The organism is Streptomyces sp. NRRL S-495 (assembly GCF_000966955.1).
GTDB lineage: Bacteria > Actinomycetota > Actinomycetes > Streptomycetales > Streptomycetaceae > Kitasatospora > Kitasatospora purpeofusca.
Window position 1 is genome coordinate 1 of sequence record NZ_JZWY01000594.1, and the last position, 9,966, is coordinate 9,966.

At 73.1% G+C, this 9,966-nt stretch carries 13 protein-coding genes and 1 pseudogene; 10 read left to right on the forward strand and 4 right to left on the reverse strand.

Annotated elements, in window-relative coordinates; all coding sequences use genetic code 11:
* The 6 genes and pseudogenes from VR45_RS28255 to VR45_RS28275 all read left to right on the forward strand — a co-directional run.
* Window positions 1–415: hypothetical protein (locus VR45_RS28255; protein ID WP_045942684.1), on the forward strand; the 415-nt coding region annotated here is incomplete at its 5' end.
* Between the two features lie 94 nt (window positions 416–509).
* Entirely contained in the window at window positions 510–1,334 is an 825-nt protein-coding gene (nadE, locus tag VR45_RS28260) for an ammonia-dependent NAD(+) synthetase (RefSeq protein ID WP_045942685.1), read from the forward strand.
* A gap of 58 nt (window positions 1,335–1,392) precedes the next feature.
* On the forward strand, window positions 1,393–1,911 hold the full coding sequence (locus VR45_RS28265; protein WP_045942686.1) for an MMPL family transporter: 519 nt from the start codon (window positions 1,393–1,395) through the stop codon (window positions 1,909–1,911).
* 210 nt (window positions 1,912–2,121) lie between these two features.
* Window positions 2,122–2,451, forward strand: a pseudogene (locus tag VR45_RS49095) (inorganic phosphate transporter); the annotation flags it as partial.
* A 70-nt stretch (window positions 2,452–2,521) separates the two neighbouring features.
* Window positions 2,522–3,193, forward strand: coding sequence for an inorganic phosphate transporter (locus tag VR45_RS49100; protein WP_234326253.1), 672 nt, complete (start codon window positions 2,522–2,524; stop codon window positions 3,191–3,193).
* The gene (locus tag VR45_RS28275) at window positions 3,190–3,444 is read left to right on the forward strand and encodes a hypothetical protein (RefSeq protein WP_045942687.1); all 255 of its coding nucleotides are present in this window, start codon (window positions 3,190–3,192) and stop codon (window positions 3,442–3,444) included. Before VR45_RS49100 ends, VR45_RS28275 begins: the two co-directional genes overlap by 4 nt.
* Before the next feature lie 57 nt (window positions 3,445–3,501).
* Here VR45_RS28275 and VR45_RS28280 read toward each other — a convergent pair whose 3' ends face one another.
* A complete protein-coding gene (locus VR45_RS28280) occupies window positions 3,502–3,966 on the reverse strand; it encodes a hypothetical protein (RefSeq protein ID WP_045942688.1) in 465 nt (154 codons plus the stop codon).
* 122 nt (window positions 3,967–4,088) lie between these two features.
* On the opposite strand from VR45_RS28280, the gene VR45_RS28285 reads away from it, so the two are divergent.
* Entirely contained in the window at window positions 4,089–4,454 is a 366-nt protein-coding gene (locus tag VR45_RS28285; RefSeq protein ID WP_045942689.1) for a MerR family transcriptional regulator, read from the forward strand.
* Between the two features lie 146 nt (window positions 4,455–4,600).
* Here VR45_RS28285 and VR45_RS28290 read toward each other — a convergent pair whose 3' ends face one another.
* Complete coding sequence (locus tag VR45_RS28290) at window positions 4,601–5,515, reverse strand: LysR family transcriptional regulator (RefSeq protein WP_045942690.1); 915 nt, start codon at window positions 5,513–5,515, stop codon at window positions 4,601–4,603.
* Between the two features lie 127 nt (window positions 5,516–5,642).
* Between VR45_RS28290 and VR45_RS28295 the strand changes: the two genes are divergently transcribed.
* Entirely contained in the window at window positions 5,643–6,470 is an 828-nt protein-coding gene (locus VR45_RS28295) for an inositol monophosphatase family protein (RefSeq protein ID WP_199926014.1), read from the forward strand.
* A gap of 51 nt (window positions 6,471–6,521) precedes the next feature.
* A complete protein-coding gene (locus tag VR45_RS28300; protein WP_045942692.1) occupies window positions 6,522–7,160 on the forward strand; it encodes an NAD(P)-binding domain-containing protein in 639 nt (212 codons plus the stop codon).
* An 18-nt stretch (window positions 7,161–7,178) separates the two neighbouring features.
* On the opposite strand, the gene VR45_RS28305 is transcribed toward VR45_RS28300, so the two are convergent.
* Window positions 7,179–8,186, reverse strand: a complete 1,008-nt coding sequence (locus VR45_RS28305; protein ID WP_045942693.1) for a zinc-binding alcohol dehydrogenase family protein — start codon at window positions 8,184–8,186, stop codon at window positions 7,179–7,181.
* A 187-nt stretch (window positions 8,187–8,373) separates the two neighbouring features.
* Here VR45_RS28305 and VR45_RS28310 point away from each other — a divergent pair, with 187 nt between their 5' ends.
* Window positions 8,374–8,760: a helix-turn-helix domain-containing protein gene (locus VR45_RS28310; RefSeq protein WP_078896902.1), complete on the forward strand. Its 387-nt coding sequence runs from the start codon at window positions 8,374–8,376 to the stop codon at window positions 8,758–8,760.
* A gap of 16 nt (window positions 8,761–8,776) precedes the next feature.
* On the opposite strand, the gene VR45_RS28315 is transcribed toward VR45_RS28310, so the two are convergent.
* Entirely contained in the window at window positions 8,777–9,853 is a 1,077-nt protein-coding gene (locus VR45_RS28315; RefSeq protein ID WP_078896903.1) for a Gfo/Idh/MocA family oxidoreductase, read from the reverse strand.
* Window positions 9,854–9,966: the final 113 nt, after the last annotated feature.

Sequence of the window (9,966 nt, forward strand, 5' to 3'; positions counted from 1 at the left end):
CGTCGACGCCCTGCCCGCCCGGCTGCGCGACGGTGCCGACGGTATCGCCGTCGACACCGACACCGTCACCGTCGGTGACGATTTCCGGTTGCTCGACACTGCCTGGGCCCACGGCATCGCCGCCATGGCCCGAGCCGGTGCCCGCGTCGTCGTCGACGACGTCTTCCTCGGCGGCCCGGCCTCGCAGCAGCGCTGGCGCGACGCCCTGGACGGCCTGGACGTGCTCTGGGTCGGCGTCCACTGCGCCCCGGAGACCGCCGCCGCCCGCGAAGCCGCCCGCGGCGACCGCGCGGTGGGCATGGCGGTCGCCCAGGCGGTCGCCGTCCACCACGGCATCAGCTACGACCTGACGGTCGACACCGGCACGCACCCGACCGCGCGGTGCGCGGCACTGGTGGCAGCCCGGGTGGAGTGAGCGTCGGGGGCGGCCGTGGGCGGTCCGGGGGCTCCTCTAGAGTTGGGGGCCGGTCCGGTGAATGGGGGCCGGTGGGTCTAGTGAGGAGCAGGTCGTGAGCGACGTGGCGGCTGTGCAGCGGGAGATCGCGCGGGAACTCCAGGTGGAGTCGGAGTTCGACGCGGAGGTGGAGATCGAGCGGCGGGTGGCGTTCCTGGCGGAGCGGCTGACCTCGACCGGGCTGCGGTCGCTGGTACTGGGGATCAGCGGTGGCGTGGACTCGACGACGGCCGGCCGGCTGTGCCAGCTGGCGGTGGAGCGGGTGCGGGCCGCCGGGCACGAGGCGACGTTCTACGCGATGCGCCTGCCGTACGGCATGCAGGCGGACGAGGCGGACGCCCAGCTCGCGCTGGAGTTCATCCGCGCGGACCAGGTGCTCACGGTCGACGTGAAGGCGGCGAGCGACGCGGCGCTGGCCGCGGTGCGGGCGGGCGGGACGCAGTTCCGGGACGCGCACCACGAGGACTTCGTGCAGGGCAACATCAAGGCCCGGCAGCGGATGGTCGCGCAGTACGCGGTGGCCGGCGCGTACGACGGCCTGGTGGTGGGCACCGACCACGCGGCGGAGGCGGTGTCGGGCTTCTTCACCAAGTTCGGCGACGGCGCGGCGGACGTGGTGCCGCTGACCGGGCTGACCAAGCGCCGGGTGCGCGCCGTGTCGGAGGCGCTGGGCGCGCCGGCCGCGCTGATCTGGAAGACGCCGACCGCCGACCTGGAGACGCTGAAGCCGGGGCTGCCGGACGAGGATGCGCTCGGCGTGACCTACGACGACATCGACGACTTCCTGGAGGGCAAGCCGGTGGCGGAGGACGCGTTCGCCGCGATCGTCCGCCGGTACCGGCTCACCGAGCACAAGCGGCAGCTGCCGATCGCGCCCTGACGGCTCAGCGGGTCGGGCGGAGGGTGGCCCGGAGGGCGGCGAGGATCTGCACGACCTGTTGGGCTTCACCCCGATCGGCGCGATCGACGCCGACTTCCCGGTGCTGATCGTGGCGATCGCCTTCGGCCTGGCGATGGACTACGAGGTGTTCCTGCTCTCCCGGATCAAGGAGAGCTACGACCGCACCGGCGATCCGGGCGAGTCCGTCGCGCTCGGCCTGCAACGGACCGGGAGGATCATTTCCAGTGCCGCTCTCCTGATGGTGGTCGTGGTCTGCGGCTTCCTGGTCTCGTCCATTGCCTTCATGCAGATGATCGGCGTCGGTCTGGTGATCGCCGTCGTGGTGGACGCGACCTTGGTCCGGGCGGTGCTCGTTCCGGCGACGATGAAACTGCTGGGACACCGGGCCTGGTGGGCGCCGGCACCACTGCGGCGGATCCGGCAGCGGATCGTTCTCCCGCCCACCGGGAGCGGTGCTCGGCCCGCTGCGGGACCGGGGCCCGCGCGGCCGGCCACGGCGAACGGACCGAGGCCGGGCGCCGAGGCCCGCCGTCTGGGGGACATCCGCGATTCCTGAGGACCGGCGGCCCGGATCCGGCCCGCGGTGTTGGGCCGATCGGATGGCGGACCCCCGCTGTCCGCCGCGCCGGGCCGTCGCGGGCCCGCCCGGCGCGGCGTGCGGGCTAGGTTCGGGTGCGTGACCGGAAACGACGCGGTCCTGGCGTTGATGGTGATCACCGCGCTGGGCTTCGACTTCACCAACGGCTTCCACGACACCGGCAACGCGATGGCGACCTCGATCGTCACCGGGGCCCTACGGCCGCGGGTCGCGGTCGCGGTCTCGGCGGTGCTGAACCTGCTCGGCGCGTTCCTGTCGACCGCCGTGGCGGCGACCATCGCCAACGGCCTGGTGGCCGGCGGGGCGGTGACCCTGACCGTGGTCTGCGCCGGTCTGACCGGCAGCATCCTGTGGAACCTGGCCACCTGGTACCTAGGGATCCCCTCCAGCTCCTCGCACGCGCTGATCGGCGGGGTGATCGGGGCGACGGTGGCGGCGGCCGGCTTCTCGGCCGTCAAGTGGCAGGGCCTGGTCTCCAAGGTGATCGTGCCGGCCGCGCTGTCGCCGTTCGTCGCCGGCGGGGTGGCCGTGGTCGGCACCCTGCTGGTCCGCCGCATCANCCCGGGACGTGTCCGATCGCCCGCGCGAGCACGGGTTCCGGCTGGGCCAGATCGGCTCGGCCTCCATGGTGTCGCTGGCCCACGGCACCAACGACGCGCAGAAGACCATGGGCGTCATCACCCTGGCCCTGATCGCCAACGGCACCCTGTCGCCCGGGGCGAAGGCCCCGGACTGGGTGATCCTCTCCTGCGCGCTGGCGATCGCCCTGGGCACCTACGCCGGCGGCTGGCGGGTGATCCGCGCCCTGGGCAAGGGCCTGGTGGAGATCGCACCGGCCCAGGGGATGGCCGCCGAGTCGGCCTCGGCCGCCGTGATCCTCTGCTCCACCGACTTCGGCTACTCGCTCTCCACCACGCACGTGGCCACCGGATCGATCCTGGGCTCGGGGGTCGGGTGGAAGGGCGCCGAGGTGCGCTGGCAGCTCGCCCGCCGGATGGTGACGGCCTGGTTGTTCACCCTGCCGGCCGCCGCGCTGGTCGGCGCGGCGGCCTACTGGACCGCGAACGGGATCGGCGGGACGGCCGGCGTGGTGGTGGTGTTCGTGGTGCTGGTGGTGGCGTCGATCGGCTTCTTCGTCGCCTCCCGCTACCCGGCCGTGACGCCGGAGAACGTCAACGCCGCGTGGACCGGCTCGGTGGTCCCGGAGCCCGTCAAGGCCAAGGACGAGGTGGGCTCGTGAACTCCTGGATCAACCTGGACGCGCTGTGGAGGATCGCCGTGGTGGGGATGCTCACCGGCGCCGGCCTGCCCGCGCTGTTCGCCCTCGCCCTGCGCCTGCTCAACCCGCCCGTCCCGCCCGTCCCGTCCGGTGAACCGGCCGCCGACCGCCCCACCACCGGGCCGGTGGGCTACGCCCTGGCCGGACTGCTCCTCGCCGTGGTGCTCGCGTCGATCGGCTGGGGCATCTCCGTCATCGTCAACCACCGCTGACCGTCCGCCGCCCCGGCCGGAGAGCCGGCGTGGTTACGCCGAGGTCGGGCTGAGTGGTTACGCCGAGGTCGGGCTGAGTGCTTCGGTCGGCCGCCGAGCCGGGTCGGCCTGTCCGTTCGGCCGCCACGGCACCAGCTGGACGATGCCCCACGCCACCTCGACGACGAGGAAGAGCCACAGGATCCGCGGGGCGCCGTGGGCCAGCGCGTACGCCATCCACGACGAGAACAGGACGCGCGCGATGCCGTCGAGCAGTCCGTGCAGCCGCAGCGGCCGCACGATGCGCAGGGCGGCCCAGACGATCACGACCGAACCCATCAGGTTGGCGGTCAGGGTCTGCCACGTGTCGAGTTCGGGCAGGACGCCCCATCCGAGGCTGTCGCCCAGTGCGGAGAGCGCGTTGTGGACCAGCGTGTAGGTCCACGGTGTCGCGAATCCCGCGGTGACGGCGAGGTCGTACCAGGCGCTCGCGCGTACGACGTGGAGATAGGAGGGACGTGCGGAGGTGCGGGGACGGCTCATGAGGGGGGCTCCGGCTGGATCGGGATCGGAATCGGGGTCGGGATCGGGGTCGATGGAGCCCCACGCTAAACAGTGGAGTACGGTCCAAGGTCAAGTCCACCGTCCGAAGGGGGCACTGGGGCATGCGCATCGGAGAGCTGGCCGCGGAGACGGGGCTGACCAGGGACACGATCCGGTTCTACGAGAAGGTCGGCCTCCTCGCGTCCCGGCGCACGGCCAACGGCTACCGCGACTTCCCGGCCGAGGCGGTGGCCTGGCTGCACTACGTCCGCACCGCGCAGACCCTTGGATTCTCCTTGGCGGAGATCGCGCTCAACGGCGAGGAACTGCGCGGGGCAACGGACACCGCGCTGGCGCTGACCGCGCTGTTCGAGGAGAAGATCCGGGTCGTCGACGCGCGCATGGCCGAACTCGCCGCCCTGCGCGCCGAACTCGCCGCACGTGTCGGTACCGGCTGCCCGTTGGTGGCGGCCGGCCGACCCGGCTGAGGGCGGGGCCGGGAGCGCGAGGGGCCCGACTGCTGACCGAGGCCGTCGACGAGGCCACCGCGCACCGACCTCCTCGCCCGCACCGCCCCCAGGTCTCTGTTCCGGAGAGCGTGGGCTGATCGACCGCCGTGGTCGCCGATGGGTGGTCAGGGGGCGGTCGGCGCCGCGAACAGTGCCCGGACGGTGTCGGTGGCCAGCTTGCGCAGCCAGGTGTGGGCGCGGTCGTCGTCGTAGCGCTGGTGCCACAGCAGGTACAGCGGGACCTCGGGCAGCGGGAGCGGCAGCGGCAGGGTGACCAGGCCGAGGCGTTCCCGGGCCGTACGGGTGACCGCGTCGGGGACGGTGGCCACCAGGTCGCTGTCGAGGGCGAGTTGCAGGGCGAAGGCGGCGGTGGGCCCGGCGGTGACGACGTGTCGTTCGAGGCCGTGGTGGGCCAGGGCGTCGTCGATCGGGTCGCGCAGACTCCCGCGCCGCGAGACCGTGAGGTGCTCGGCGGCGGCATAGCGCTCGATGCCCAGCGGTCCTTCGGTGAGGGGGTGGCCCGGGCGGACGGCGACGGTCAGCCTGTCGCTGCCGACCAGGTGGTGGCGGAGGTCGGGGAGGGTCGGAACGCCGGAGCCGGACGCGAGGTCGACCTCGCCCCGGCGCAGCTCGGCGTCGTCCGTGCCGGGTTCGGCGGGCAGGCGCAGCCGGACGCCGGGCGCCTGGCGGCGGGCGGCCGTGATAAGGGCGCTGCCGCAGGCGGCGGTCAGGCTGTCGTGCCAGCGCACGGTGAACACCCGCTCCAGCGAGGCCAGTTCGAGCTCCTGCTGGGCCGACAGCAGCTGCTGGGCCTGCTGCACGAGGGTGTGGACCTGGGCGCGCATGGCGAGTGCGCGGGTGGTGGGCACCATGCTGCGGCCGGTGCGGACCAGGATCTGGTCGCCGGTGGCTTTGCGGATCCGGCCCAGGGAGCGGCTCATCGCCGGTGCGGTGACGTGCAGCCGGGCCGCGGCGCCGGCGACGCTGCCCTCCTCCAGCAGGGCGTCCAGGGCGGTGAGGAGGTTCAGGTCCAGTTGCATGGCAGTCACTCTACAAGTGCACAGCATGCACTTGTTGTTAATGACCGGGGGTCCTACCTTCGAAGTGCGGGCGAGCGAGAGACCACCCGCACCCATCGAATCCAGGGAGCCTTCCATGAGCACCGCCATGCCTTCCGCGCCTTCTGTGCCTTCCGCGCCTTCCGCCGCCGACCGGGCGCTGCTGTCCGAGGTGTTCGCCGCGGTGAGGACCGCCGGCATCACGCTGCGCGAGCGCCACACCCCGCACGCCCGGGGCGTGAGCCTGGACGAGGTGGTCGCCGAGATCCACGCCAACGACGAGGCGGTGCTGGACGTGCTGCGGGAGCCGCTGCTGCGGGCCCGGCCCGGCTCGCAGTGGGCCGAGGACGAGCTGGCCGGCGGTGCGCTCCCGCCGGGGGAGTGGTGGGTCGTCGACCCGGCCGAGGGCAACATCAACCACGTGCACGGCATGGACGACTGGTCCGTGACCGCCACCCTGGTCCGCGACAACCGGCCGGTGCTCACCGTTGTCCACCTGCCGCTGACCGGCGACACCTACACCGCCGTGGCCGGTGCGGGCGCCCACCTCAACGGCCGGCCCCTGAAGGTGTCCGCCAAGACCGACCTGGGCGCCGCGCTCATCGGCACCGGCCAGGCCCGGCCCGGCGAGGACGGGCACACCTTCCGGCGGATCGGCGACTCGGTCACCGCCATGCTGGTCAACGGCCTCGTCGTGCGGGTCTCCGTCCCCGCCACGATGCAGCTGATCCACGTCGCCGCCGGACGCATGGACGCGTTCTGGCAGTTCTCCGACGTCCGCTCCGGTCTGGTGGCCGGCGCCCTGCTGGTCTCGGAGGCCGGCGGCACCGTCACCGACCTGGCGGGCGAGCCCTGGCACACCGGCAGCCGCGACTTCCTGGCCTCCGCGTCCGGCATCCACACCGCCGCCCTCCAGGTCCTCGCGCCGATCGTCTGACCGGACCTCCCCGTTCCTCCTCCGTCCCGATACCGCAAGGAGCACCACCTCGTGACCACCATCGGCATCCTGGGCGCCGGCCGCGTCGGCACCGACCTCGCCCGCAAGCTCTCCGCAGCCGGACACCGCGTCACCCTCGGCGTCCGGAGCCCGGCGGGGACTCCGGCCCCCGCCGCCTCGCCGCACATCACCCTCGCCGACCACCGCACCACCGCCCGCACGGCGCAGGTGGTGATCAACGCGACACCGGGCCACACCTCGCTGGAGCGCCTGGCCGGCCTGCGCGCCGAGCTCGCCGGCAAGATCCTGGTCGACGTCTCCAACGCCACCCACGACGCCGAGGACGGTCTGCCCGGCGGCCTCTGCTACCCCGGCAGCAGCCTTGCCGAGCAGCTCCAGGCCGCCCTCCCCGACACCCGCGTGGTGAAGACCCTCAACACCATGCTGTTCACGGTCATGACCGCCCCCGAAGCCCTGGCCACCCCACCGACCGCCTACCTCTCGGGCGACGACCAGGACGCCAAGCGGACCGTCACCGGCCTGCTCGGCGACCTGGGTTGGCAACCCGGATGGATCGAGGACCTCGGCGGCATCACCACGGCCCGCGCCACCGAGGCCATGATCCTCGTGGTGCCCCACATCCTGCGCCGGGACGGCTTCAAGCCCTTCGCCGTCTCCCTCGCCCGCTGAGCCGCCGAGGCCGGGTGCTCACCGGACGAAGCCGGTCAGGGTGGTCTTGCCGATGGTGGCACCGGACTCCTGGCGGCGGTGGGCCTCGCGGAGGTTGGCGGCGTTCACCGGGCCGAGGTCGGTGGTCGCCGTGCTGGTGAGCACGCCGTCGTCGGCCAGCCGGGCCACCCGGTTCAGGATGCGGTGCTGGGCGTCCCGGTCCGGGGTGCGGTGCAGCGAGCGGGTGTACATGAACTCCCAGTGGAACGAGATGCTCTTGGACTTGAGCACGCCGATGTCCAGGGCGCCGAAGTCGTCGATGGCCACGATCGCGCCGAAGGGCTTCAGGGCCTCGGCGTACGCCGGGAGGTTGTGGTCGGTGCCGACCGTGCTGAACACCAGGTCCACCCCGTCCGGGGCCACCTCGGCCAGCTGCCCGGCCAGCGGCTTCCGGTGGTCGACGATGTGGTGGGCGCCCATCCGACGGGCGAACTCGGAGCTCTCCGGACGGGAGGCCGTGCCGACGACGGTCAGCCCGGTCAGCGCGCGGGCCAGCTGGGAGACCATCGCGCCGACCCCGCCGGCGGCGGCGGTCACCAGCAGGGTGCCGCTGCGGTCGGGGGCGACGGCGGCCTGGCCCAGCCGTTCGAACAGCCCCTCCCAGGCGGTCAGCGCGGTCAGCGGGAGCGCGGCGGCCTCGGCGAAGGAGAGCGAGGAGGGCTTGCGCCCGACGATCCGCTCGTCCACGGCGTGGTACTCGGCGTTGGCGCCCGGTCGGTCGATCGCCCCGGCGTAGTAGACCTCGTCCCCGACCTCGAACAGCTCGACCGCGGAGCCCACCGCGACCACCGTGCCGGCCGCGTCCCAGCCGAGCACCTTCCAGTCGCCCTGCGGATCGACGTTCTGGCGCACCTTGTGGTCGACCGGGTTCAGCGCCACCGCCTCCACCCGGACCAGCAGGTCCCGCGGACCGGGCTGCGGCACCGGCAGCTCCACGTCCTGCAGGCTGTCCGGGTCCTCGACGGGCAGGCTGGCGCGGTAGGCCACCGCACGCCTCGCTCGTCACGGCGTCCTTCGTTGCGGGATGTCGTCCTGGTTCCGGCCCTCGGTGCGGGCGGGTGCGGCTCCGGTAGACCTGGCCGGCGCCGGCTCCCGAGGGCCGTCACGACGACGGTACGCAACAGGTAGTGGTAACCCGCAAGGGCTACTAGTTCCTTTTGGGTACTATGGCGATATGACGACGAAAGCGACCCTGCCCCTGGCCCCGGCGGCGTCCGCCGACTGCGATGCGCCGAAGGATGTCTACGCCGCCGCCTGTCCGTGCCGCGACCTGCTCGACCTGCTCGCCAACAAGTGGAGCGCCCTCGCCCTGGGCGCGCTGGAGCAGGGCCCGCAGCGCTTCGGCGCCCTGCGCGCCCGGCTGCAGGGCGTCAGCCCCAAGGTGCTCACCCAGACCCTGCGCCGGTTGGAGGACCACGGCCTGGTGGACCGCGAGGTCTTCGCGGAGGTCCCGCTGCGGGTCGAGTACAGCCTGACCGCGCTCGGCCGCGACGCCTGCGCTCCGCTCGCCCACCTGCGGACCTGGGTGGAGCGGAACATCGACCGCTTCCCGGCGGCCTGAGCCGGACGCCGGCGGGTCACTCTCCCGGGAAGACGACCTCCAGGTCGCGGCGGACGCCGTCCAGGACGCGCATGATGTCCAGTGTCTCGGCGAGCGGCATCAGGTCGGACTCCAGCCGCCCGGCAGCGACGCACCGGGCCGCTTCGGCCGCCTGGTAGCTCATGCCCCCGTCCTGCCGCGCCGGGACGAAGGTGTCGAGCAGCTCGTTGTCCCGGCCGACGAGCCGGATCCGGGCGGCTCCGTAGAAGGGGCCGTCGATCTCCAGGCGGGCACGCGTCCCCGAGATCGAGGCCGAGGTCGGAGTGCGGGCGAAGAGCGTCGTGTTCAGCACGCCGTGCGCACCGGACCCGGTGGTCACGATGATCGAGGTCTGCCCGTCGACACCGGTGAAGGCCTTCGTGCCCACCGCCGTGACCGAGGCGAACGGCCCGAGCACCATCGAGGCGAAGGAGACCGGGTAGACGCCGAGGTCGAGAAGGGCTCCGCCCGCCAGCTCGGGGGCGAACATGCGGTGCGCCGGGTCGGGATCCATCCGCTGGCCGTGGTCGGCCGTGACGGTGTGCACCTCGCCGAGCAGCCCGGACCCGAGCACCTGGCGGACCACGTCGATGTGCGGCAGGAAGCGTGTCCACATCGCCTCCATCAGGAACACCCCGCGCTCGCGGGCCGCCTCGATCAACTGCTCGGCCTCGCGGGCGTTGCGCGTGAACGCCTTCTCCACGAGGACGTGCCGGCCCGCCTCGATCGCCTGCATCGCGTGCTCGAAGTGGGCCGAGTGCGGCGAAGCGACGTAGACGATGTCCACCTCGTCGTTCTCGACGAGATCGGCGTACCGTCCGTGGGCCGTGGGTATGCCGAACCGGTCGGCGAACGCGCGGGCTCGCGCGGCGTCGCGCGAGCCGACCGCCACGACCTGCTGCCCGGTGTGCTTCTGCAAGGTCTCCGTGAAGTGGGCCGCGATCCCGCCCGGTGCCATCACCCCCCAGTTCAGGGCCGGTGCATCCCGGGGGGAGGGGGTCCGGGGTGCGGGCAGCACGGCGCCCGCCGTCCCGTCCGCCGCTGCGTCTGCGACGACCGACCGGTCCTGCGTCATGGGGGTTCCTCTCGGTGGACGGGCGAAGGCGGTGCGCGCGGGGTCGCGACGGTGTTCCGGACCCGCCGCACGCGGCCCCGCGATCGGAGCGATCGTCAGACTACGACGACCGC